Source organism: Paenibacillus sp. FSL F4-0236 (assembly GCF_038000135.1).
Taxonomy (GTDB): Bacteria; Bacillota; Bacilli; order Paenibacillales; family Paenibacillaceae; genus Paenibacillus_AQ.
In genome coordinates, this window is the sequence record NZ_JBBOBK010000001.1 from 385,058 (window position 1) to 410,040 (window position 24,983).

Annotated in this window: 18 protein-coding genes; 13 read left to right on the top strand and 5 right to left on the bottom strand. The window is 42.7% G+C overall.

Translation table 11 applies throughout. The features are described from left to right. Window positions 1-43 precede the first annotated feature (43 nt). The 5 genes from NSQ29_RS01880 to NSQ29_RS01900 all read left to right on the top strand — a co-directional run bounded on the left by NSQ29_RS01880 (window position 44) and on the right by NSQ29_RS01900 (window position 5,492). The gene (locus NSQ29_RS01880) at window positions 44-1,441 is read left to right on the top strand and encodes an aminotransferase-like domain-containing protein (protein ID WP_339266870.1); all 1,398 of its coding nucleotides are present in this window, start codon (window positions 44-46) and stop codon (window positions 1,439-1,441) included. A 244-nt stretch (window positions 1,442-1,685) separates the two neighbouring features. After that, the gene (locus NSQ29_RS01885; protein WP_339243355.1) at window positions 1,686-2,678 is read left to right on the top strand and encodes an ABC transporter substrate-binding protein; all 993 of its coding nucleotides are present in this window, start codon (window positions 1,686-1,688) and stop codon (window positions 2,676-2,678) included. Continuing rightward, window positions 2,659-3,435, top strand: a complete 777-nt coding sequence (locus NSQ29_RS01890; protein ID WP_341124247.1) for an ABC transporter ATP-binding protein — start codon at window positions 2,659-2,661, stop codon at window positions 3,433-3,435. Before NSQ29_RS01885 ends, NSQ29_RS01890 begins: the two co-directional genes overlap by 20 nt. 50 nt (window positions 3,436-3,485) lie before the next feature. Then, window positions 3,486-4,181, top strand: coding sequence for an ABC transporter permease (locus NSQ29_RS01895; RefSeq protein WP_231573342.1), 696 nt, complete (start codon window positions 3,486-3,488; stop codon window positions 4,179-4,181). 180 nt (window positions 4,182-4,361) lie between these two features. Further along, window positions 4,362-5,492: a low temperature requirement protein A gene (locus NSQ29_RS01900; RefSeq protein ID WP_340972637.1), complete on the top strand. Its 1,131-nt coding sequence runs from the start codon at window positions 4,362-4,364 to the stop codon at window positions 5,490-5,492. Window positions 5,493-5,592: 100 nt separating this feature from the next. Here NSQ29_RS01900 and NSQ29_RS01905 read toward each other — a convergent pair whose 3' ends face one another. Further along, the gene (locus tag NSQ29_RS01905; RefSeq protein ID WP_341126717.1) at window positions 5,593-6,546 is read right to left on the bottom strand and encodes a serine hydrolase domain-containing protein; all 954 of its coding nucleotides are present in this window, start codon (window positions 6,544-6,546) and stop codon (window positions 5,593-5,595) included. Window positions 6,547-6,711: 165 nt separating this feature from the next. On the opposite strand from NSQ29_RS01905, the gene NSQ29_RS01910 reads away from it, so the two are divergent. From NSQ29_RS01910 to NSQ29_RS01935, 6 genes are all read left to right on the top strand, one after another. Further along, window positions 6,712-9,081: a YcdB/YcdC domain-containing protein gene (locus NSQ29_RS01910; RefSeq protein WP_341124248.1), complete on the top strand. Its 2,370-nt coding sequence runs from the start codon at window positions 6,712-6,714 to the stop codon at window positions 9,079-9,081. Window positions 9,082-9,349: 268 nt separating this feature from the next. Further along, window positions 9,350-11,005 (top strand): extracellular solute-binding protein, encoded by a 1,656-nt coding sequence (locus NSQ29_RS01915; protein ID WP_341124249.1) that lies wholly within the window; start codon window positions 9,350-9,352, stop codon window positions 11,003-11,005. 182 nt (window positions 11,006-11,187) lie between these two features. Further along, window positions 11,188-12,093, top strand: a complete 906-nt coding sequence (locus NSQ29_RS01920) for an ABC transporter permease (protein ID WP_341124250.1) — start codon at window positions 11,188-11,190, stop codon at window positions 12,091-12,093. A gap of 19 nt (window positions 12,094-12,112) precedes the next feature. Beyond that, window positions 12,113-13,000, top strand: coding sequence for a carbohydrate ABC transporter permease (locus NSQ29_RS01925; protein WP_341124251.1), 888 nt, complete (start codon window positions 12,113-12,115; stop codon window positions 12,998-13,000). A gap of 78 nt (window positions 13,001-13,078) precedes the next feature. Then, window positions 13,079-14,845: a sensor histidine kinase gene (locus tag NSQ29_RS01930; RefSeq protein WP_341124252.1), complete on the top strand. Its 1,767-nt coding sequence runs from the start codon at window positions 13,079-13,081 to the stop codon at window positions 14,843-14,845. Further along, window positions 14,820-16,481: a response regulator transcription factor gene (locus NSQ29_RS01935; protein ID WP_341124253.1), complete on the top strand. Its 1,662-nt coding sequence runs from the start codon at window positions 14,820-14,822 to the stop codon at window positions 16,479-16,481. The genes NSQ29_RS01930 and NSQ29_RS01935 overlap by 26 nt, the downstream gene beginning before the upstream one ends. Before the next feature lie 82 nt (window positions 16,482-16,563). On the opposite strand, the gene NSQ29_RS01940 is transcribed toward NSQ29_RS01935, so the two are convergent. The 4 genes from NSQ29_RS01940 to NSQ29_RS01955 all read right to left on the bottom strand — a co-directional run bounded on the left by NSQ29_RS01940 (window position 16,564) and on the right by NSQ29_RS01955 (window position 21,157). Then, the gene (locus NSQ29_RS01940) at window positions 16,564-17,385 is read right to left on the bottom strand and encodes a TerC family protein (protein WP_042191342.1); all 822 of its coding nucleotides are present in this window, start codon (window positions 17,383-17,385) and stop codon (window positions 16,564-16,566) included. Window positions 17,386-17,737: 352 nt separating this feature from the next. Further along, a complete protein-coding gene (locus NSQ29_RS01945) occupies window positions 17,738-18,628 on the bottom strand; it encodes a carbohydrate ABC transporter permease (RefSeq protein WP_081951192.1) in 891 nt (296 codons plus the stop codon). A gap of 25 nt (window positions 18,629-18,653) precedes the next feature. Further along, a complete protein-coding gene (locus tag NSQ29_RS01950; protein ID WP_042130723.1) occupies window positions 18,654-19,538 on the bottom strand; it encodes a carbohydrate ABC transporter permease in 885 nt (294 codons plus the stop codon). A gap of 254 nt (window positions 19,539-19,792) precedes the next feature. Next, entirely contained in the window at window positions 19,793-21,157 is a 1,365-nt protein-coding gene (locus tag NSQ29_RS01955; protein ID WP_076286045.1) for an ABC transporter substrate-binding protein, read from the bottom strand. A 338-nt stretch (window positions 21,158-21,495) separates the two neighbouring features. On the opposite strand from NSQ29_RS01955, the gene NSQ29_RS01960 reads away from it, so the two are divergent. Beyond that, window positions 21,496-23,310, top strand: a complete 1,815-nt coding sequence (locus tag NSQ29_RS01960) for a sensor histidine kinase (protein ID WP_076286046.1) — start codon at window positions 21,496-21,498, stop codon at window positions 23,308-23,310. Continuing rightward, a complete protein-coding gene (locus tag NSQ29_RS01965; RefSeq protein WP_341124254.1) occupies window positions 23,311-24,960 on the top strand; it encodes a response regulator in 1,650 nt (549 codons plus the stop codon). The last annotated feature ends 23 nt before the right edge of the window (window positions 24,961-24,983 follow it).

Sequence of the window (24,983 nt, forward strand, 5' to 3'; positions counted from 1 at the left end):
CAACGGTATAATTGTATGGATTACAATTTTGTGGGAGGACAATATGCCGATCAATTCTTTTGTTAATTACCCGATGTCGTGGCGACCTGACAGACATACTCTGAAGCGTCCGATCTATCATTCCATAGCCTCATTGCTTGAACAAGATATAGCTAGCGGTCTTTTGGTACCCGGAACGAAGCTTCCCCCTCAACGTGAGCTAGCGGATTTTTTAGATGTTAATTTCACAACAATTACACGCGCTTATAAGCTATGCGAAGCTAAAGGACTCATCTATGCTATTACAGGAAGTGGTACCTTTGTGGCAACGAATGCAACGCGCTCGATAGCAATATCGAAGGACAAAATTTCTCATGACTGTATTGATCTGGGGCTTGTTGCTTCGTTTGAGCAGAGTAACTCGATCGTAGCTCAGGTCGCAAGAAGGGTTATGCATAGAGGCAATATAGAGGAACTATTAAATTACAATGATCCTACAGGAATGCCACATCATAAACTGGCAGGCCTATCATGGATGCAAGCATTTGGGATACAGGCAAATATCAATAACATCGCAATTGCATCCGGTGGACTGAATGCGTTGGTCATTACGTTATTTGCTCTCTTCGAACCTGGACAACGGATTGCCGTTGATGTATTCACCTATTCTAATTTTATTGAGCTTGCCCGAATGTATCGTATTCAGCTTGTTCCGATTCCAGGCGATGCCTCTGGAATGCTACCGCAAGTGCTGGATAACCAGTGCCAGCTGCTGGATATACGTGGTATATTCCTGATGCCTTCTTGTACGAATCCTACAACCGTTATGATGACTGATGGGCGGAAGCGTGATATTGCTAACGTTATCCAGAAACATAACTTGCTGCTCATAGAAGATGATATTCATGCATTCTTAACGGCAGGTCATTTAGAAGAATACAAACAACCGATGTACTCATTGCTTCCTGATCAGACCATCTATATTAGCAGTACGACAAAATCTATTTGCTCTGGACTTAGGATCGCTTATATCGTATTTGGAGAGAAATTCAAAGAGAGAATTGAGCGGGCTATTTTCAATATTAATGTGAAGACATCCTCCCTAGATGCCGAGATTATTTCTGAGCTTATTGTATCGGGTAGTGCTGCTGAGATTGTCGCATATAAAAAAGAACTGGTCCAAGCTGCGAACAAGCTATTTTCGACATATTTTCCACAAACAGCAGCAGAAGGGCACCCCTTAAGTTTTTTTAAATGGATTCCCTTATCAGGATACCGTACAGCCGCTGAACTGGAGTCAGAACTGTTACAACAAGGCGTTCGAATATTCCATTCCGATTGGTTTCTTAGTGGTGCCAGCACACCGGACAAGTATGTACGTGTAGCCTTATCGTCGTCATCCTCATTGGATGAGCTGGACACTGGACTGAAGATTCTGAAGCAACATATGTCCTTAGACTAGGATATGTCTGAAAGCTCAGCTTACAGAGAGATTCTCTGTGGGCTGATTCGGATTTTTTGCATCTTAGTATGTGATAAATATAACTATTTAAATTTATGAATATACAAGCTGTGATGACTGATGTAAAATTACACTACCTGAAGCGTTCTGGAACAGCTTAAGGGCTTTTTGCATGCTCTTTTGCAGATTGCAAAGAATAGGGGCATGTCTACTATAGAAAGATTAATGGAGGTAGGAGAGTTTTATGAAGAAAAAAGCATTAAAAAGAATGTTGATGTTGTCGATGATGGTCGTTGTCGTCGCTGTACTTGCAGTAGGTTGTGGTTCAAAGAATAACACGAATACAGCATCGACAGAGGGTAACGCAGCAGAGGCCTCAAAAGAAGCTGTTACTTTGTCGCTTGGCTTACTGCCTTCGATTGATGCGATTCCTTTTGTAATTGCTCATGAGCAAGGTTTTGATAAGAAGCATGGAGTGAACCTAGATATCCAAACGTTCAAGAGTGCAAAAGACCGTGATGTCGCCTTTCAAGCAGGCAAGTTAGAGGGGATCAGTGCTGATTTGGTTGCAATTTCTATCTACAATGAAGCCGGGCTGGATGTGAAGATCACTAGCACAACTTTTGGTGAATTCGATTTATTGACTGGGAATGACGCCATCCAAGATGTGAAGGATCTGAAAGGCAAAACCGTGATTTTGTCCAAAAACACTTCCACACAATATACTGTGGCGATGATGCTGAAACAAGCGGGTTTAACGGAAGATGATATTACGGTAACTGAGGTTCCGCAAATCCCTACCCGTTTAGAATTGCTTAAGAACAATAAGGCGGATGCAGCTATTTTGCCTGAACCATTTGTAACTATGGGTAAAGCTTCAGGCTTGCGCGTGCTTAGCTCCACGCATACAGCGGGAGTGAATCCATTTGTACTGGCTTTCCCACAAACCGCTATTGATGCTAAGGCAGATGCGATTCGCAACATGTATGCTGCTTATGACGAGGCTGTAGCGTATATGAAATCTCATGATCAATCCGAATATATCGATCTTGTGATCAAAGAAGTTGGTTATCCAGAAACGTTGAAAGATGAGATCAAGGTACCTGATTATGTCCCTGCCAATCAAGTGGATGTGAAAGAAGTAGAAGCCGCATTTGCATGGGCACGGGAAAAAGGTTTGCTTAGCAAAAATATCTCGGCTGAAGATGTGATTTCTGATGTCCAATTCAAGAAATAAGGGACTCGTCATTAAGGGTCTTAAAGTAGAGTACAAGACAGGTCAACTGGCCTTAGGAAAGATGGATCTATCTTTACCGGAGCATGGGATTTACACGATCATCGGACCCTCTGGAAGCGGAAAATCAACTTTATTACGGGCGATTGCGGGCTTGCTGCCAAGCTATATGGGGCAAATTCTTTTTAATGAAAAATCCGTGCATGATAAAGAAACTCTGATCGGCCTGGTACCGCAAAACTACGGGCTTCTTCCATGGAAGACTGTACATGATAATATTCAAATCGCGATGAAAATCTCGCATACTGCGAGCACATCCAAGCAAGAACGGGAGAATCAGATTAATCAGTGGCTGTCATCGATGGGAATCTCTGATTTAGCTGATCGTTATCCTCTTTCTCTTAGTGGAGGACAGCAGCAAAGAGTGGCAATCGCCAGAGCGTTCGCCATTTTGCCCACTATTTTACTGCTGGACGAGCCTTTCTCCGCACTGGATGCGATTACGCGGGAAACACTACAGATTCTGTTTTTGGATAACTGGTTAGCGCATCCGGCGACTACCTTATTTGTTACCCATGATGTGGAAGAAGCTATTCTGCTGGGGCAGAAAATTATTGTAATGCCGTCTAATAAAGTAGAAGCTCCGGAAATGATCGACAATCAATTGGTATTTCAGATGAAGCATGAAGATAAGCGGGACAGTGTAGATTTCTTTGAGCAGACTAAGCGAATCAGAAAGGTAATGCAGGAGATATGGTGAGAAAAAATCGGATTCATCACATATTAAGACTGTTGTTTGTGTTCTTTTGTATGAATGTGGTTTGGTATATTGCCTATTTGCTTATGAATCATTCGATTTTGCCGAGTCCATTCGCTGTATATAACGCTATGTTTCACTTAGGTGGGCAGGAAATTGCTTTAAATGTAGGATATAGCTTGTTCAGAATTTTTGCAGGGGTAGTGCTGGCGTTAATCATTGGACTGCTCATTGGTCTTCTGATGGGACGTTCGCTGACCTGGAATAAGCTGCTTGACCCTGTGGTCTACTTGACCTATCCTGTTCCCAAAATCGCCCTGCTTCCCGTTGTGATGCTATTCTTCGGACTTGGTGAAACGTCCAAAATCTTAATGATCATGCTGATTCTCTTGTTCCAGATTATTATCTCCGTTAGGGATGGTGTGAAGGCTATTCCTGAGAATACCTATGATGTCTTAACGAGTATAGGGGCAAGTACAGTGCAGAAATTCTGGCATGTGACACTGCCAGGTGCACTGTCGGTCATTCTGAGTACGATTCGTATTTCACTGGGAACAGCGATATCTGTACTCTTTTTCACGGAGATTTATGGAACTGAGCATGGCATGGGCTTCTTCATTATGGATGCTTGGTTAAGACTGGATTATCCGGAGATGTATGCGGGAATTATGCTGTTCAGCTTGGTGGGGTTTGTCCTCTTTTTACTTGTTGATTATCTTGATTACAAGTTTATGAAGTGGCGGAATTAAATATAGTTGAAGATATAACTATAGCTTTCCTTTGTCGATTTTAGGCAAGGGGGAGCTTTTTTTGTGTGATTTTAGAGTGGAAACAAAGGGGCTTCAAATTAGTATATCAATTCGGTTAAGATGGATAAGTAATCGATAAACTGTATTAAATATACCCATCCAAACTAAGGGAGTAAAACGATGAATAAGCGCACATCGGGATTTGAGCACGGCACAGCAGCCTTTGCTGAGAAGAAAGTTACCTGGCTGGAGCTATTTTATGATCTGCTTTTTGTGGCTGCAGTTTCAAAAGCGAGTCATGTCTTGTTGCATGTAGAGGCGGGTACAATTCCACTTGAATATTTATCTAAATTTATCTTAATATTCATTCCGATCTGGTGGGCCTGGGTGGGACAATCTCTTTTTGTAAATCGGTTTGGACAGGACATCTTTTCACACCGAATATTTCTGATTCTACAATTATTTTTTGTATTAATCATGACAGCCAGCTTATCGGTTAACTTTGATCAATACTATATGCCATTTCTAATCGGTTATGTTGGCTTAAGAGCTATGACTGCCATTCAATATCTTACGGTAAATAAGAATGAAGCAGCTGATAGAAAGGACACTGCCCGTTACCTGGGAAGTCGTTTTTGGATTGGATTAGTGATCTCTGCTTTATCACTTTTCTTTGACTCTTGGATACGTTATGTAGTTTTGTATACGGGAATTACTATAGACATTTTGCTTCCATTAATCGGTCGGAGATACTTGGTGAAAAGCCCGATAAACACTCATCATTTATTAGAACGTTTCTCGTTGTTTACCCTCATTCTACTTGGCGAATCAGTGGTCAGTATACTTGCAGTCTTACAGTCTAGCCACTGGACGTGGCAATCTATTTTATTTGCATTATTAACTTTTCTATTAATTATAGCTATGTGGTGGCAATACTTTGATAATGTTGAAAAGAAAGTGGACAAAACCATAGAGACTGCCGGGCAAACTATAATTTATGGGCATTTATTTATTTATGTATCCTTAAGCATGATTGCAGCTTCAATCCAACTGCTATTTTTAGAACAATTAAATTACACATTTATGGTATGTTTTATTTTTGGATCGGTCCTGCTCTACTTCTTCTCTACCTCACTGGTCTTCCATAAATATAGACGTATACAGCAACGGTTAGGGATATTTCATTTGGCGTTATTATTAGGTATACTTGGAGTTTTTTTCGCAGTAGATTTGTTGTTCCTTATACCCAATTACCTGATCATTGGAGAAATGGTGTTATTTTTTGCTGTGTATGCAAAATTAACGACTTGAGCTTCGTTGTATCGAAGCTGAATAAATTGAAGAAGGAAGCCGGGTCATTGCAACCCGGCTTCCTTCTTTCATAATGGGAGTGTGCGGTATCCCCCTGTCGTTATTGCCCAAGAAGCGCTGGCACGATAAATCGGCCGAACACATTAGCTGGTGAGCCTTTCTTGTATTTATCCGCAGTAATGACTGCAACCAGCTCATAGGATGGAACCACAATAATATGCTGGCCCATGAAGCCAAGCGCAAAATAATAAGGGATCTCCTTTGGCTGCTGCTCCGTACCTGCATTGAATGATGATACCCACCAGTGCCATCCGTAGAAGCCCTTCTGTGGTAGCGTGGCTGCGACATAGGGGCGAGTGGACTTCTGAACAGTACCCGAATGAATGAGCTGTTGATCCTTCCAGCGCCCTTCTTGCAAATAAAGGAGACCAAATTTCAGCATATCCTCAGGCATCATATAAAGGCCAAACCCACCAGTATGTATGCCTTGTGGATCACTGTCCCAGCGATAGCTTTCGATGCCAAGCGGCTGAAATAGCTGATCTTCAGCAAATGCTGCAACGTCTTGTCCAGAACATTCACGCAGGATAGCGGATAAAATCTGGGAGCAGCCGGAGTTATAGTTCATCTCAGTGCCTGGCGTATGAGATAGCGGCTGGGCGAGCACAAACTTTATCCAGTCTGCGGTTCTAGTCATAGTCGGAAAGGAATTTTGCCCCCCAAATTCTGTCCAGTTAAAGCCTGCTGTCATTGTTAATAAGTGACTGATAGTGATTTCTCTTTTTCGTTGATCTTGATCCTCTTTTAATAAAGGGAAAAATAGAGAAATAGGTGTATCAGGTGGCGGAACGATTTGTTTATCTATGGCTATGCTGACTAAGGCGGCGAGCACGCTTTTGGTGCATGAGTTAATTTTACCTAGCTCTTTAGCGATTTCAGGCTCACGATAATGCTCCAGTATAGGTTTTCCATGTTGAATGATTAGACAACTGCGAATTTCTAGGCCAGTAATACCGTCTATAAGCGGCTGAAGGTTCCAATCAGTAATGTGAATGGCCCCCTTTCATAGATGAGTTGAAGCTGTAGCTGCCTACCATTATAGCTTATATAGGGTGCATTACATAAACCTTGTAATTTCCTGTCGTTAATTAAATATGGAAAATATAAGTAATTATCTGTATAATGTTATGAATCACGTGTTAGAGGAGGATGATCTTTTTTGAAAAGCAATAATACTCATTTTGTTCATCAGACAGCTAAAACGGTATTGATCACTTCAGTTGCACTCGCATTATTGTTACCGCCAGGCTTGGCCGCAGCCGATTCTACATCTGTTAGTAGCAACACTACGGTAACACAGGTTAGCACACAAGCGCCGGTGACTACAACGAACTCTGAGGCAGATCTTACAAAAGTGAAATTCACGCAGGAGCAAGCGATTGCGAAGCTAAAAGAATTATTCCCATCCCTAAAAGATGCAACGGTAAACAATGTACAACTGGGATCTAATCAAAGCTACCCCCCTCCAGCAAATCAAATGATCTGGAATATTCAGTGGCAGATTCAAGAGGGGAGTATGGGATATGGCTTTAGCAGTGAGGTAGATGCCATTAGTGGAGATATCATTAGTACGTATATTTCATACCCACGTGAGAATAACGAATCCTATTATCCTCCGAAAATATCGCAGCCTCAGGCACTGGAGATCGCCAAGGCTTTTGTGGCTAAGGCAGCCACATCGGTTAAGAGCAGTGATCTGCAATTAAATGAGAATGCTGGTTATAATTATTTTTCGAACACTTTATTCGGTCCTGTTCAATACAGCTATTACTTCAGTGTCATGAAGAATGGTCTTCCTTCTGGATCGGATAACATTAACATAGCTGTGGATGGCAACGGTAATGTAATTCAATTCTCTAAGTTTTCTCAAGGACTTGAGTATCCATCTGCACAGCCGAAGATTACCTTGGAGCAAGCACAGAAGCAATTTGCTGAACAGTTTGATGTAGGCCTTTTTTACATTCCTACTTATAAGAACGGAAAACCTAACAACTGGATTCTAGGCTGGCGCCCAGTGGATCAGTCTCTATATCCTATCGATGCATTGACGGGCAAGAGAATAGATTATGAAGGAAAAGAATCCGTATCCACCGCAGTCGTGTATTCAGATGTAGCAAAGAGTAAGGATGTCTTTCAAGCAAGAAGCTCTACTACAGAACTTACTTCAAAAGAAGCGGAACAGCTTGTAAAGAAGGTTGCATATATTCCAGCAGATCGTAAATTGATCTCCCAAAGCTTGAGAAATGACTATCAGGATACAGATCGGAAGATCTGGCAGTTATACTGGGGTGGGGCTAGTGGAAATGAACGCTACATTGGGGCTGGCTTTCCAGAACAATCCTCTGCCGAGATCGATGCAAAGACCGGTGAAATATTACAGTACCAGGTTCAAGCTTATGGTGCTGCTCAGGATAAGAAGAAGGAAGAGGCAGCCCCTGCTGGAGGGAAGAAGCTTAGTGAGGCCGAAGCTAAGACTAAAGCACTTAGTATAATAAATAGCCTATATCCTCAGGCGAGTCAGAAGCTAAAGCTTGTAGAATATGGAGATAACTCAAACGTTACTTCAGACGGATCAGGATTTAGATATCAGTTTATTAGATATCATCAAGGCATTCCTGTGAGTGACAGTACCCTTACGGTTAGCTTGGATCTTTACGGCAGACTGATTTCTTACATGGGGAATCGGATAAACGGTATCGATGAAATCACATTATCTCCTGATGCAACAATTTCCAAGAAGGAAGCGCTCGAAAGTTATAAACCTAAATATCAGACTAAGCTGAAGTATACTCAGGTTGGTGGATACTATAGTTATAATAGCTATGCCGCGCCAAAGGTGAAGCTGGTATATGATACAACTTTTGATGAATCTAATGGATTATATCAGGTTTTAGATGCAGCCACTGGAAAATGGGTAGCGGTCTATGATTACCTCGGTCAGCAAGATGCTCAAATATCTGCAACGGATATCAAAGGTCATGCAGCAGAACAACCCTTATCAGAATTAGTAAAATATCATGTGATTACTCCGGATGCTGATGGTAAAGTAAACCCAGATCAAGAAATAACAGTTGGCGATTGGTTAACCTATCTTGTCAAGGCTTCTAATCCGAATTTCAGCAGTTATATTGCTAATAATGAACGGAAAACTGTGGCAGGTGTGAAGCCTGAGAATTCATATTATGATGTTGTTACTTATGCAGCAGATCGTAAGTGGATCAACAAGGATCAAAGCCTGCAAATTGATAGTAAGTTAACCCGGGAACAGCTTGCTGTTCAGCTGGCTAATTTTTTGAAATACAACAAACTCACAGCCTATCTTGATAAAGATGTAACGGTAAGTCAGTTCAGTGATAGTGCATCTATAAACAATAAGGGTGCAGTGGCTCTTGTAGTGAAATTGGGAATCCTAAAGGATGACAACGGCAAGTTTAATCCGCAGCAGACGGTAACGAAAGCACTGGCGGCTACGGTGATTATGAAGCTAGTGGAACTGCAAGGTAAGACTGATCAGATCATTGGTCAATAAGAATATATAAAAGGTTAAAATGACAACCAGGCAGCAATTCTCCAGTTATTGGAGGATTGCTGCCTGGTGTTTTTTTTATGAGATTAATTACCGATACATAGACACTCACAATCTCTCAGGATTATGATAATCAGAGTGATTAAAAACGGAGCTTGTGATGCGTACTCGAATAGGTAAAGAAAAGATACCGAATGTAAATGGTTCCCACTCGCTGTGTTAACGCTTTCTTCTTACAATTAGGATATAGAAAACAAGGGAGGCTCAATAGATGACAAGAAAGCTTAAAGGATTGCCTTTAATGGCGTCAGCCATTGTTCTATCATTAGTTTTTAGTGGTTGTTCCAGTAATAATAGTGGAAACAATACTAGTTCCGCCGCCGAAGGAAACACCAGTGCTAAGGTAGAGATGGAGGGTGGACCTTTAACCAAATATGACCCACCGATCAAGCTTCGTTCCACGATGAATGAAACAGGTAAAGAGACATTGGCTCAGGGAGATACGCATTCGAATAACATATGGACGAGAGGTTATGAGGAAGAGCTAGGGATTAAGGTGTCCTACGACTGGATTGTATCTGATGCCAACTATAATGATAAAATGAACGTTACCTTGGCAAGCGGTGACTTGCCTGATTTGTTGAAGGTGTCCATGGTCCAATTTGAGCAGCTGTATGAGGCAGGCATGATACAGGATTTAACCGAGGTGTTTGATAAATACGCTTCGGATCTTGTGAAAGAATATTACGCTGAAGAAGATGGAGCTGGACTGAAGCCGGTCACAAAAGACGGAAAACTGATGGCGATGGTAAGCTTTCCAGGCTCCTTGGATTCCTCTGATATGATCTGGATTCGAAAAGACTGGATGGACAAACTGGGTCTGCAAGATCCTAAATCCATGCAGGATATTATAAAGATAGCAGAAGACTTTACGTTTAAAGATCCGGATGGTAATGGGAAACAGGATACTTACGGAATTTCCTTGAACAAGGATTTGCCGATAAACGCATTTCTCCTCGGATACCATGCATATTTGGAAACTTGGATCAAAAATGATGCTGGCGAGGTTGTGAATGGTACGGTTCAACCGGAGGTGAAGACTGGACTTGCGGAGCTGCAAAGATTGTATAAAGAGGGAGTTATTGATCCTGAGTTTGGCGTAAAAGACTTTGCCAAGGCGATGGAGGATGTCAATGCCGGTAAATCCGGTATCTTATTCTTGCCGCAATGGGCTCCGTTCCAAGTAAAGGATATGATCAAAAAGGATCCCAATGTAAACTGGGTGCCTTATCCGGTTCAATCCATTGATGATCAGCCTGCTAAAACTCAAAACCATCTTACCATTGGCGGTGTATTCGCGGTCCGCAAGGGTTATGAACATCCTGAAGCATTGATCAAGCTGCTTAACTTCCAAGCAGAGAAAATGTTCGGGGAATCTGCTACGACGGAACGGGCTAAGTATTTGAATGGAGATACAGGTCTGGGCTTCCAAAACGCAGTTGTAGCTAACTTGCCACCGAATAAAAACGTGAAAGCACAGGATGAGGTTGAAAAGGCTCTTGAATCAGGAGATACCACAGGTATGGGACTCGAAGCCAAATTATTCTATGACGATATTCAAAGCTACCGTGGCGGAGATCTTGATAAATGGCATATGGAGCGCATCTTTGGACCCCTAAGCTCACAATCCGTTATCAAATACTATCGTGATAATGATCTGGTCTTGATGAACGAATTCATTTATGCACCAACTAAAACGATGAACAGCAAAGCGGCTACCTTGGATAAACTCCGTGCAGAGACCTTTGTGAAAATCATCTACGGAAGTCTCCCTATCGATGAGTTCGACAAGTTTGTAGCGAACTGGAAAAAGCTCGGTGGAGATCAAATTACGAAAGAAGTAAATGATATCATAAAAGGAAACTAGTTGAACCGATGTAGAACAGGACTGTCCTTAGTCATGCCAATGACAAAAGGGCAGTTCTTTTTTTGCAGGGTAGTCATTCCCTTCGATCATCAGGTCAACAAAAGATACTCAATGTCAATACGCTACACTATTAAGCCAATTTGGGGGTGCTCTATAATTGAGATACAAGGAGGAGAGAGCATATGCATTTTAATACTAAACAATTCCTACGTAATATTCCGCTTCATCTAATGATTTTACCTGCTTTGATTGTGATCATTATTTTTAGTTATATTCCGATGGCGGGCCTTGTGATTGCCTTCCAGAACTTCTCCCCTATATCCGGGTTTAAGAATATGAATTGGACAGGGCTTGAGAACTTTCGTTATTTGTTTGAGCTTCCCGGGTTTGGACAGGTCGTATGGAACACTGTTTTTATCTCTGTCATGAAAATAACTGCTGGGCTGACCGTACCGGTTGTAGCAGCTCTACTCCTTAATGAAGTTCGTGTAAACGGCTTCAAGCGTTCCATCCAGACGATTATTTATATGCCGCACTTTTTCTCTTGGGTTATATTGGGGGGGATTGTCGTCGATGTGTTATCTCCAAGCAGCGGTATCGTCAATATGCTTCTGAAAGCACTAGGCATGCAGCCTATTCAATTTCTAGCGGATAATAGTTGGTTCCCTTACATACTAGTGATCACAGATCAATGGAAGGAGTTTGGATTTGGGACCATTATATACTTGGCAGCTTTAACTAGCATTGATACATCACTGTATGAAGCTTCTGTGATTGATGGCGCTGGCAGATGGAAGCAGACCTGGCATATTACACTCCCAGGCATCCGCCCTATCATGATTCTGATGCTTACACTTAGTCTCGGTAACGTCCTGAATGGGGGATTTGACCAAGTATTTAACCTTTACAATCCGCTTGTGTATGAATCAGGCGACATTTTGGATACGATGATTTATCGAATTGGTCTACAGGATGCTCAATACTCCGTATCCACAGCACTAGGATTAATTAAATCAGTAGTTTCCTTCGTATTTATCGGGCTGGGTTATTATCTGGCGTATCGTTTTGCTAAATATCGGATTTTTTAGAGAGAAAGGAGTGGACTAAATGCATCATACTTCAACAGCTTACCGTTGGTTTCTCCGCTGCAATTACGTATTTCTTACATTGCTTGCGTTACTCTGTCTTTTCCCTATCGTGAACATTCTGGCGATTTCCTTCAGCTCAAGTGCAGCTGTGAATGCCGGAAGAGTAACCTTTTGGCCGGTAGATTTCACGCTTTCTTCCTATAAATATATCCTTCAGAACAATCAGTTCATTCAGTCTTTCGGAACTAGCCTGCTCCGTGTTGTGCTTGGCGTATCCGTTAACTTGCTATTCACTATTCTAGTCGCTTATCCGCTCTCCAAAGAGGCGACATCCTTTCGCTCACGGACTGTTTATGCCTGGATTTTTGTCTTCACGATGCTCTTCAGCGGTGGATTGATTCCTGGCTATTTAATTGTAAAAGAAATGGGACTGCTGGATAGCATTTGGTCGCTGATTATACCGGGAGCGGTACCGATCTTTAATGTCTTGCTTATGCTCAATTTCTTCAGAGGATTACCGAAAGAACTGGAAGAAGCTGCATGGATGGATGGCGCTGGACACTTACGCACTTTATGGAGTGTATATCTGCCAGTATCTATGCCAAGTATTGCGACGATAACATTGTTCGCTTTGGTCGGTCACTGGAATGCATGGTTTGATGGGATGATCTATATGAGAAGTCCGGAGCATTATCCGCTCGCAACCTATCTACAATCCATACTTCAGCAAGTGTCAATCCAGACCGAGAATATTACTTTTGAGCAAGCAGCTTTGTTGAATCAAATCTCTGATCGTACGACGCAAGCTTCGCAAATCTTTTTATCGATTATTCCGATTTTAGCGATTTATCCGTTCCTGCAAAGATATTTTGTGCATGGACTAGTCGTAGGAAGTGTGAAAGGTTAAACTGGATCTAAATATAAGAAGGAGCCCAATCACGGCTCCTTCTTTATTATTATTACGTAGGAGAGGGATAAACTTCCAATGAAACCATTCTCTATCGGGTGGAACCCCAATTCCATTGTGATCAAGCTGATCGGAGCCTTTCTACTCGTGATGCTCCCGCTGTGCGCACTAAGTATCTCTATTACCTACTATAGTTCCAACCAAATGCAAGCTGAAGTAGAGCAAGCCAACGAATCGAAACTTCATTTTTACTATAGTCATCTTGAATTTGAGCTACAAAGGATTACGGGGTTAGTAACGGAGTATTCTCTGGATGAGTCATTGTCCACCTTCAGTACCCGTATTCCGATTATGAGCCGGTATGAAATAGACTCCAATCTAAACAGCATTTATACGAAGTTAAAGCAGATTAAAGAAACCAGTCCTTACATCAGTGATGTGGTGTATTATGTGCCTGAAATTAATAAAAGAGTCAGTACTACAGAGGGGATCAGGGATGTCACCAACGAGGAATGGCGGAGTCTTTTAGGCACTATGGGAAATCTGAAAGGCGCTTTATCTAAATACAAGGACGAGCTGTATTTATTGCGTAGTAATCCATTTAACTTGGATAGCAATCTTCCGCCTAACTTTTTGCTGGGGGTGAAGCTTTCCTCGGCTGAGCTTGAGCTGCGATTGAAAGAATTTGCTGCTTCGGGTGGGAGCGACATTACATTAGCCTTCGGCAATAACGATTATGTGATCTCAACGACTGATCAGAATCCAAGACTGTTCCCGATCGAAAAACCACAGAATAGTGAGGATACGGTGAGTGTGCAGCGGTATCGTTATGATGACTCTTTTTATTATTCGCTCTATGATCACAGCAATAACTTTAGGCTGACCGCTAGTATTTCCAACAAGGTGCTCATGAAGCCGATCCATGTCTACTCGTTACTGTTATGGCTGTTGTTTGTTGTATCGATAGTGATTATTATCCTGTTCTCTTTATGGATATACCGAATGATTCATCGGCCAATGTCTATTCTCATCAGAGGGTTTAAGAAAGCAGAGCAGGGACAGACGGGCATCTTTATTACCCATTCCCGCAGAGATGAGTTTGGGTATTTGTACTCGCGTTTCAATGAGATGCTTAAGCATTTAAATACGCTAATAGACGAGAATTACGTACAGCGGATTCGAACAGGAGAAGCAGAGCTTAAGCATTTACAATCGCAGATTACTCCGCACTTTCTCTATAACAGCTTATTTAGTATTAAACAAATGGCTGAAGTGGAGAATGTGGAGCTAATCAAAGAGTTCTCCGATTATTTAGGACAATACTTCCGGTATATGACCCGGGATTTCGCTCAGGAGGTCACACTGCAGCAAGAAGTTGAACATGCATTAGTATATTTAGCCATTCAGAGAATTCGCTTTGGTCCTAGGATCAGAGCTGAAGTGGATGAGATGGAACCCGATTGCCGGGATATTAGAATCCCACGAGTTCTATTGCAGCCGATCATCGAAAATGTATTTGAGCATGGACTTAAGCAAAAGAGCAGCAATGGTCTGCTAAAAATGAGCTATGAGAAAACGAATAATACGTTGATCATTAAAATTGAGGATAACGGGGATACACTCAATGAGGATAAGCTACAACTTTTACAGCGCCAGTTCTCCGAACAGAATATCAACCAGGGAGAAATCACGGGTTTATTAAATGTGAATCAAAGGCTGAGGATCAAATTTGGTTCCCCTTATGGATTGCAGGCGGAGAGAAGCAGTTTAGGCGGGCTTTGTGTAAAAGTTAACATACCGCTTGAAGGGGAGTATAACGATGCAACGAATGTTGATAGTGGATGACGAGCCTATTATATTGGATGGACTATATGAATTTTTTGTAAAAGCAGATTTCAAAGATTTGGAGATCATTAAGGTTCATTCTGCAGATCATGCTATTGACTGGCTGAATACTGTGAAAATCGATATTGTACTTAGCGACATCTGTATGCCTGGAATGGATGGGATGGAGTTAATTCAGGAAATTCTTGACCGCTGGCCACGTTGTAAAGTGATTCTGCTAACCGGTCATGATGAATTTGATTATGCGCATCAGGCGATTAGAAATCCATGTGTAGTGGACTATTTATTGAAGACAGAGGGGATGGATAAAATTCGGTCCGCTGTTGCCCTAACCTTGGAGCAAATATCCTCTGAAGAGGATTATCTGTACAAAAGCCAGTGGCTTCGCGATAAGCTTCCTCGGGCTTTACCTCAATTGCAGCAGCAATTGTTGCACGATATTCTAAGGCGGACCGAAAGGATAGAACGGCAGTCCTTACAGGATGAATTCGATGCGATTCAACTCCCGTTTAAAGCGGAAGGACTCGTACTCCCTATTATTCTGCGAATGGAAGAGTGGAGGAATTATGAGACAGCTTCAGATCGGAGCTTGATTCGCTATGCCGTAGCCAATATTTCAGAGGAACTGCTCAGTGACAAAGTGGAAATTAAGGCCGTTGATCTCGATCAGGGAACGATTGCTTGTTTTGTTCAGCCGAGTAGCGAGATTGTATCTTCATTAAAGGAAGAAGAGCTATGGTTAAGGACGCTCCGCTTCGTACATGGAACAATGGAATCTGTCCAGCAAGCTTGCGGCAAATGTCTACAATTATCTGTATCCATTATCGCCAGTGATCAGGCTGTTCTGTGGCATGAGCTAAGCTACACTTTAAATCGTTTAAGACTAGCTATCTATGATAGCCCTGGACTGGGTATGGAGAAACTTCTAAAGATTAACGTTAAGGAAGCAAACCCAAGTCCTGTTTCGATGCAAAATAGAAATGCGACAGCAGACTTGCTACTCGATTATTTAAAACAACGCCTGCTAGAAGGAGATGTCGATTGGAGCAGTTCTTTTCGTAAATGGGTGGATATCCCGGGTGAAGGTGGACCGGAAGATCCTTTTTTGAAATTAAGATTGTTGTCAGGCATCAGTAACACCTTATTGCAGACCTTACAAGAGCTAGGTTTGACAGAGGAAGCTCAAAGTGGAACGGATTTGTCGAGGATGTTATATTTTAATATCAATACACATTGGTCGGAGGTTATTTCATTCTATCATACCTTCTTTGAATGGATTATTTCGAACAGAAGCGCCACCTATAAACATGATGAGTCGAATATCCTGTCCATGATCCACCAATATATTAAAGCTCATCTAGCGGATGATTTGTCTCTAACGCGGATCGCTCAAGAAGTCTCACTTAATCCGTCCTATTTGTCGCGCTGGTATAAAAGAACTACAGGTAAAGGGATCTCAGATTATATTCTGGAGAAAAAAGTGGAGCTTAGTAAAGAGCTATTGCTAGGAACTTCCTTGAAAATGCACGAGATATCCATTCAGCTTGGGTTTAGTGATCAGCACTACTTCTTTCGCTTCTTCAAAAAAACCGTCGGCTGCACACCACAGGAATATCGTGAGCAAAATAGGGGATAAAAGAAAATAACCCGAAAGACAAACACCTTTACAGAAAGGGCGCGTCTTTCGGGTTATATTTGTTTTTGCTATTCAAATACAATTAATGGAGCTGTTTATCTACTTCTTTAACTGGATTCTCGTTAGCGTTCTCTTCTACCTTGCTGCTCATAAACCAACCGATTGCAGCGATGAGCACGAGTACAACATAGAAGGTAACCTTCCAAATGGTACTATGCGCGAAATCCTCGGAAAGAACACCAAGTGAAGGGTGTGCCAAGGTAATGACTGCGAGCTTAACGCCGACCCAGCCTACGATGAAGAAGGCTGCAATTTCAAGACCTGGACGGGTGTGAAGCAGCTTAACGAAGAAGGAAGCTGCAAAACGCATAATGACCAATCCGATAAATCCGCCGGCAAAGATGACGAGGAACTGTCCACCGTCAAGGCCTCCGATTTTTGGAAGACCACTTGCAGGTAGTGCAACCGCAAGTGCAACTGCGGCTAGGATGGAATCCACCGCGAAGGCGATGTCAGCAACTTCTACTTTAAAGACAGTAAACCAAAAGCTGGATTTCTTTTTGTTGACTGCGCCGTCCGTACCGCTTTCAGCTGCTTCATCCGTAACGGGCTTCTTGATTAATAGTTTTCGGAAGATATGGTTCCCCGCGATAAACAGTAAATAAAGTGCGCCGATGGCTTGTACTTGCCAAATATCAACCAGGTAAGAGATGACAAATAGTGAACCGAAGCGGAACACGAAGGCTCCGGCTAATCCGTAGAATAGTGCTTTTTTTCTTTCCTCATCAGGAAGGTGTTTAACCATAATTGCCAATACCAGTGCGTTATCTGCGGCTAGTAGTCCTTCAAGTGCTACAAGAACTAGTAATACCCAGCCGTACTCTAATAATAATCCCCAATCCATTACTGTTGTCCTCCCTTTTCTTATGCAAATATCTACTAAAAGATACTTACCTTACCATTTTAACCATTTTTATATAAAAAAGACCTTTACCAAACAGATTAGCCTTTGGAATAAAGGTCTAACCTGATTGGTAAAGGTCTCGCTAACAATGTTGAATTGCCAATAAAGCCGGAGAATATCCTCATATTCTCGTATTGACGACTTTATTTAACAGCTACTCCCCTTTACGGGATATATTAAATTTTTGATTTAATTCGTTGTGATTTTGCCTAAGGAGATCATATACGAGTTGAAAGTTAATGTCAATAAAATGTTGGAGGAATAAAGCTAGAGTTATCTATTCCTTTTTGTGTTAGCCCTTAACCGCCCCGGCGGTAATTCCTTTTGTCATCTGTTCTGTGAAGAGCAGATAGATCAAGATGGTTGGGATCGCAATGATCGTCATAACAGCGAACTGAGCACCGTAGTTGGACGAATATTCTCCGGCGAATTTCATAATGGAGAATGGAATGGTTTTGAGATCCTCCGAGGTGAGAAAGGTGTTCGCCATAATAAATTCATTCCATGTGCTGATGAAATTGAGTACACAGATGGTAGCTAGTGCGGGTTTCGTAATAGGGAAGATGATGCGGAAGATCACACCGTAAATGCCGCAGCCATCGATAACCGCCGACTCTTCAATCGCACGAGGGATAGTCTCTAGAAATCCAGTCATGATGAGCACACTCATTGGGATGACAATAGCCGAATAAGGCAGAATCAGCGTGTACATATTGTTCAGCATTCCGAGCTTGTTAAACAGGATAAAGTTCGGCAGCAGTGTCGCGTGAATGGGAATAATCATGCCCATCATGATAAGTGACAACACGATACCACTTAGCTTCCATTTCATACGGGTGAACGCATACCCCATCATTAGTGACACTAGTGCGGACAGCGCAACGGTAATTACTGTAATGATAAGACTGTTGGCAAAATAGCGTGGTACACGCCCATAGGTAAAAGCGTTTCTATAATTCTCCCATTGCGGGGGGGATGGCCATTTCAGAAAAGAGCTTCCGAAAAAATCACCACTCTTTAGCAGGGAGTAATCGATCAGCCAGATGAGCGGAAATAACTGAATCAAAGCAATGAGACAAAGAAACAACATCATTAGGATTTTGCCAGTTGTAGGTTTACTGCGCTTCTGTTTATGAAGCTTCAGATTGAGGGGCGAAGCGGCAGGTGCTAATGAATTATTCATATGATTTCCTCCGGTTACAGGGATTCTAAAACTCTCCGATATCTTTCTTCAGAACCTTGTTGAGTATTACGGTCAGTACAAGGCAGAACACAATAAATAGGATGGATATGGCATTACCGTAGCCGTATAGCGACGATGAGAAGGCGGTTTTGTAAAGGTAGTTTCCTAAGAATTGCGTGCTATTAGCCGGGCCACCGTTGGTCATTAAGAACACGGTTTCCATTTGCTTAAGACAGGTTGTAACCGCGATGATAATGGCAACTCGCATCATAGGCGAAAGCAACGGGATGATGATGCGTGTGTAGAGGGTATAGTTGTTTGCGCCATCGATCTTTGCGGCTTCGCTTAGATCACTTGGAATGCCTTGCAGACCTGAATAATACAGCAGCAGTGCGTATCCAAAGCCTTGCCACATTACAACGATGATGATGCACCAGATCGCTGTCTTCGGATCTCCAAGCCAATCATGTGTGAGTGAATCCAGCCCCACGCCACTTAGCAACTTGTTGAGCAATCCGTAATTGGGATGGAAAATCCCGCTCCACAGCTTGGCTGTAACTACAACAGAAATTACCGCGGGGATGAAAAAGATCGTCCGGAATATTTTTTCGTATTTACCGGAATTGGTCAGGAATATCCCTATGAGAATAGCAAAGGGATGCTGTAAGAATACAGTGGCAGCGGTCAGTAACAGGGCATTGCCCAGCGAAGTCCAGAATACTTTGTCATGAAATAGGATTTCGCGATAGTTATCAAAGCCGATAAAATTGTACTTGCCGATCCCGCCCCAGTCCGTAGAGCCGTAATAAGCGCTCATGAAGATAGGGATGCAAATCATAAAAGCAAACAGGAATAGCCCGGGTGCGATGAGTAGGAATATCGCTTTTTTGTCGCTTAACACTCTGTGCATGGAAATCTCCGTCCTTTGAAAGAGTAATCTATCTACTACCATCGTAACGGGAAGCCAGACCCTGGAACATGCCGTATATTTCAGATGATTGTACACATTTTTTAAATTATGGAATGATAATTTTCTCTAATGTCGAAGGTGCTTATGCTCAAACAACAAACCCCCGACCTCTGGGGGAAGTCGGGGGTTGTACGCCACTATTTATGATGTTAAATCAGAAGCGCCGTCATTCATGTACTTAGTAGTATTAGAGTTTATTTACCAGCCAATTTATCAGATGCAGCGTCAAGCGCTTTGGCGAATTCCGTTGTATTCATAGCACCGGAGAGTAAACTTTGGTGAGCTTCCATTACCTTTTGCTTGAACTCGTCGTTACCAATATCCTGTAGCGGAGTTCCGCTAGAAGAGGTCATCGAGCTGAAGACATCGACTAGTTCTTTTTGGAGTTGAGTTTCATTACCAGTCAAGAATTCATCGAATTTTTGCGCAGGTGTACCCGCGCCAGCTTGCCATAACATCTTGGACCAGTTCTCAGGAGCGAAGAAATATTTCAAGAAATCAACAGCAGCTTCAGGATGCTTGGAGTTTTTACTTACTGCATATCCACCACCGTACCAAGCAGCATCATCCGTTGATTTACCTTTATCTGAACCAGGGAAGGCGAATGCGCCTACATTATTGCGGAATTCTTCAGAGAAGTTCACATCTGTAGCTAGGCCAGACTCCCAAGCGCCCATAAAGAACATAGCGGCTTGTCCTTGTCCGAACAAGTTACGCGCTGCACCGTAATCGGCGGTCAGCCAGCCGTCGGCAAAACCTTTAGCATTTGCGAAATCTTGCATTTCAGTTGCAGCTGCAACAAGACTAGGATCATTAAAGGATATTTTACGAGCAACAGCTTCATCCATCTTATTAAAATCACCATTTTGACGTTGAGCAACAAACTCATACCAGATTGGCAGTGTCCATGCATCCATACCGTTCATAGCGATAGGGTTAATCTTGTTTGCACGTAATGTTTTGACAGCTGCGAGCAGGTCAGCGGTAGTCTTTGGAACCTCGATGCCGTTGTCAGCAAAGATTTTTTTGTTATAAAACATAACCATATAGTCGGCACTACGTGGCAATCCATACAGTTTGCCATCTTTGCTGAAGCCGTCCATGGAACCAGAAACAAACTGATCACCTTCGAAGTCAGCGCTGTTCAGTTCAAGCAGTAAGTCATTATCGAGCAGAGGACTCAGGAAAGAAGGCTGACCCCAAGCTTGAATGATATCAGGCATCTGATTGCTGGAAGCATATACTTTGATTTTTGATTTATAAGGTTCATCTTGAAGCGCTTCCACTTCTATCTTGACGTTAGGGTGCTCTTTCATATAAGCGTCGATAATGTCTTGCTCCACCTTGCCTGAACCGTTTGCCCGATCCGCAAGTGCGGTGAAGAACTTCAGTGTAATTTTTTCGGCTGGTGCGTTCGCTGTGGCCTCGGCAGTAGCTTCGGCTTTGTCATTTGCAGGAGCGTTTGTAGCTTTCGCATTGTTATTTCCGCCACCACAGCCTGCAAGCAGAGCTGGAAGCATTAGACTCATAAGCATTAGCTTGATTCCTTTACTTTTCATCAAAAACCCACCTTTTTAGAATGATGTATTTTGAAGAAACGATTGTTATCCATCAAGGAAGACGACAACCTCGTTTCTTCTTGAAATATAAGAATGTATAAGTTTCACGCTATACATTATCCTTATATTTCTCGCATAAACGCTGACCGTCTATAAGAGACGTCGAAGGCGTTTTTGCTTGCATCCTCATCTTAAGAGTTTCTGGCTAATAGAAACATGGTTCATATTTAAGAATGATGTAGGCATTTTTTAGCGAATGTAAAAAGCCGGTTCAGGGTGTAATGATTTCAGTTATACTTGCTTTACACATCTTTCTATTATATAAGAAGGTGGTTCTCATGAATCGAAACTTTCGCTTAGTCAGCCGTTATCGCCATCTTCCGCTCCAATTTAAGCTGTTGTTATGGTTCGTCCCCCTGCTTCTGGTGACCATATTCGCTATGGGCTGGAACTCGTATCAGATCTCTTCACAGCAGGTGGTGGAGAAAATGAAGCAGTCGCAGGATCATCTTACCAAAAAAACAGCAGAGCAGATCGATGAGATGGTACGGGGTATGATATCTTTTTCGAATACACTCTTTCTGGATGAAAGTGTGCAGCGGCTCTTAGCATCGTCTGAAGCACAAAAGGAACGTAATTCTGTATTTAAGACCGTTACCAATCTTATGGTTGCAGGCAATTCAATTCAATCGCTGATTCTGTATTCTTTAGACGATAACAATGGAGCAGAGCCTTTTGCTGCGAATCAGGCAGGATTGACGACAGGTATGAAGTACTCAGATTTTATCAAAACCTCGTATTATAAAGAAGCTATTAAAGCAGCAGGTAGCCCAACCTTTGGACTCTCCAGGCCGACTGACGGCATTTTTGTAGGCGATCATTATCATAAGATTGTGCTTTCCAGAATCATCATGAATATTTACACCTTAAAGCCGGCAGGACTCGCTGTGATCGGTGTGGATGCAGGGAAGATTGGGAGCCAATATCTCGACAATGCTGAAGATGATGTAGATATGTTCGTGATTGATCGGGATGGGTTGATTATTACGGCTTCGAATCCGAGCTGGATTGGCAAAAGAGATCTGGAACTTCCGTATTTTGCGGACAGCGACCCTAAGCTGACTGTGAAAAAAAGGCTGGAATCTACAGCGGATCATAAACAGTGGATTGTGTCGCATCTGCAGTCGGAGACGACAGGCTGGTATGTGGTGGTGGCTCATTCCAAGCGGCAGCTTGTTAAAGAGCTCGGTCAGATTTTACAGGTCACGATGACGATTGCTGTTCTGTGTTTAGTAGTTAGCCTAATGGTTACCTGGCTGGCAGCTGCCGCTATCACGAAACCACTGAAGAAGCTTTCCCGTTCGATGCGCAGACTGCAGACAGGTGATTTTACGCAGCGGGTATTTTTTGAAGGAAATGACGAGATCGGCTTACTCGGGCATGGTTATAATCTAATGGTGCAGCGGATTAAATCGCTCATCAATGATGTATACGCCTCAAGAATGAAGCAACAGGAGGCAGAGTTGAAAACGCTTCAAGCTCAAATTAGGCCGCACTTTTTATATAACACGTTAAATACAATTTGTTGGGAAGCCGAGAAGAAGGGAGATAAAGAAATTGCCGATATGGTATATTCTCTCTCTCAAGTGTTCCGACTGAGCTTAAATGATGGACGGGATACGTTTACTTTGGAGCAGGAAGTAGAGCTGGTGACCAATTACTTGTTCCTGCAGAAAAATCGCTTTAAGGAGCGTTTTGAATTCGAAATTTCTCTGGATGAGAGTATCAAGGATTTCACAGTACCAAAGCTGCTGCTGCAGCCACTAGCTGAGAACGCAGTGATTCACGGGATTGAGCCGCTGTCTGGAAGCGGGCTGATATCCGTTCGAGCTTACCGTATAGAGAAGACTATTGTGCTTGAGGTACAGGATAATGGTGCAGGGATCACGGCAGATAGACTTCTAGAGCTTCATCAACGTTTAGCAAGGGGAAATTCTTTACCTGAGGAAGACAATGTTGGACGCACAGGATTTGCGCTCATGAATGTGCAGGAACGACTGGCCTTATTTTTTGCAGGAGCTTCTTTACAACTAGAGAGTGTGGAAGGGGCAGGCACACGTATTATTATTCATATCACTGTGGAGGGGCCATAAATGATGAAGCTGCTGATTGCTGAAGACGAAGATACGATCCGTGAGGGCATTGTGAATATGATTGATTGGAAGTCACATCAGATTGAGGTCATGGGTGAGGCGGGGAACGGAAGTGAAGCGCTGGCTTTGATGGAGAATGAACAGCCCGATCTTTTGTTAACGGATATTCGTATGCCACAAATGGGTGGTCTCGAGCTGATTGAAGTCGCACGGCGTAGAGGTTACGGCTTCCGGTCGATTATTTTATCCGGATATAACGAGTTCTCTTATGCGAAGCAAGCGATTTCCCTCGGTGTTGTTGATTATGTGCTGAAGCCATGCCGACCTGAGGAAATTCTGAAGACGGTACTGAAGGCCAAGGAACTTATTGAAAGACAACGGAATCAGGAGGATGAACAGCTTAAAAGAGATCGTTCTTGGCATAAAAATGCACCGCTTGTCAAAAGCCAGGTTCTGTCTCAATGGGTTTATCATCCCCCGGTTCCGCTAGAACGGCGACAGGAGCTGATCGGCGAGTTATCTATGGCGATTGGCTTTGAAGGACCACAAATTGGTCTGGTCAGCTTTGATTTTGACCCACCCTCTGCTACAGGAACAGGACAGGATTTTGTACTTCTACGTTACGCAGCGTTAAATATTATCAGTGAGACCTTGTCTCCTATCTATAGAGGAAAAATAGAGACTTTTCATGATGGCTATAACTTGCTATGGATTGGCAGCGGATTAGCCGGAACCGATTCTCGCAAGCCTTACCGAGCACCCCTCCAATTGAAAGAGCAGATTGAGAAGCTGCAGAGTAATTTGGAGAAATATCTCAAACTGTCAATCAGTATTGCCGTTGGCTCCTGTCGTTCGGATATTTCTGAAGCGCATCTGTCGTATAAAGAAGCCCTTCAGGCGATGGAATCGCGATTTTTGAATGGAAAAGGCGGTGTCTATTACTATACAGAAGGAACGGGAGTAATAGGTGGCGCTCCACAGGAAATCGGGATTTTAGATGATTCTGAATTAAATGTGCTGGAGGATGAAATGCTTGTGGCGGTGGGGGCTGGGAGTAATGAGCTCGCACTCGATCTGCTGGAGAAATGGCTGGATCGTTTTCGTAGCAATCCGGGATGTCTTAAGCAAGAAGTGAATATTCGGGCAACTGCTTTTGTAGTTCGATTAAAGAGACTCGCGCAGGAAAAACAAGTCGCTGGCTTCGAATGGAAGCAGCATTTGGTCAATTGGATGGAGCAGGCTCCACAGATAGAGACGTTGGAAGAATTGTCTACGATTTTGAATAAGGTCATGCAGAATGTGGTGGAGGCTTTTTCTAAACATCGTCCACTCCATCGTACAGTAGTCACTGCTATGGAGATCATCCGCAATAAATACAATACCAATCTGACACTAGAGTATGTCGCGAAAGAAGCCTATGTTTCTAATACTTATTTAAGCTCACTTTTCCGTCAGGAGCTTGGTGTGAATTTTCTCGATTACTTGCACCAATACCGGGTAGAAGAAGCGAAAAAGCTGCTCCGCCAAAATCTAAAGATGTACGCCGTTGCAAAATTGGTAGGGTACGGTGAAGAGCGTCACTTCAGTGCTACTTTTAAAAAATGGACTGGACTTACACCTTCACAATATCAAAAGGGATTAGGGAAGTAGGGGGGATTTGTTATCTACTAGGC

Coding starts and splice junctions, on each gene's coding strand:
- NSQ29_RS01880 (WP_339266870.1), top strand. CDS start 44: ATGCCGATCAATTCTTTTGTTAATTACCCGATGTCGTGGCGACCTGAC.
- NSQ29_RS01885 (WP_339243355.1), top strand. CDS start 1,686: ATGAAGAAAAAAGCATTAAAAAGAATGTTGATGTTGTCGATGATGGTC.
- NSQ29_RS01890 (WP_341124247.1), top strand. CDS start 2,659: ATGTCCAATTCAAGAAATAAGGGACTCGTCATTAAGGGTCTTAAAGTA.
- NSQ29_RS01895 (WP_231573342.1), top strand. CDS start 3,486: ATGAATGTGGTTTGGTATATTGCCTATTTGCTTATGAATCATTCGATT.
- NSQ29_RS01900 (WP_340972637.1), top strand. CDS start 4,362: ATGAATAAGCGCACATCGGGATTTGAGCACGGCACAGCAGCCTTTGCT.
- NSQ29_RS01915 (WP_341124249.1), top strand. CDS start 9,350: ATGACAAGAAAGCTTAAAGGATTGCCTTTAATGGCGTCAGCCATTGTT.
- NSQ29_RS01920 (WP_341124250.1), top strand. CDS start 11,188: ATGCATTTTAATACTAAACAATTCCTACGTAATATTCCGCTTCATCTA.
- NSQ29_RS01925 (WP_341124251.1), top strand. CDS start 12,113: ATGCATCATACTTCAACAGCTTACCGTTGGTTTCTCCGCTGCAATTAC.
- NSQ29_RS01930 (WP_341124252.1), top strand. CDS start 13,079: ATGAAACCATTCTCTATCGGGTGGAACCCCAATTCCATTGTGATCAAG.
- NSQ29_RS01935 (WP_341124253.1), top strand. CDS start 14,820: ATGCAACGAATGTTGATAGTGGATGACGAGCCTATTATATTGGATGGA.
- NSQ29_RS01940 (WP_042191342.1), bottom strand. CDS start 17,385: ATGGATTGGGGATTATTATTAGAGTACGGCTGGGTATTACTAGTTCTT.
- NSQ29_RS01945 (WP_081951192.1), bottom strand. CDS start 18,628: ATGAATAATTCATTAGCACCTGCCGCTTCGCCCCTCAATCTGAAGCTT.
- NSQ29_RS01950 (WP_042130723.1), bottom strand. CDS start 19,538: ATGCACAGAGTGTTAAGCGACAAAAAAGCGATATTCCTACTCATCGCA.
- NSQ29_RS01955 (WP_076286045.1), bottom strand. CDS start 21,157: ATGAAAAGTAAAGGAATCAAGCTAATGCTTATGAGTCTAATGCTTCCA.
- NSQ29_RS01960 (WP_076286046.1), top strand. CDS start 21,496: ATGAATCGAAACTTTCGCTTAGTCAGCCGTTATCGCCATCTTCCGCTC.
- NSQ29_RS01965 (WP_341124254.1), top strand. CDS start 23,311: ATGATGAAGCTGCTGATTGCTGAAGACGAAGATACGATCCGTGAGGGC.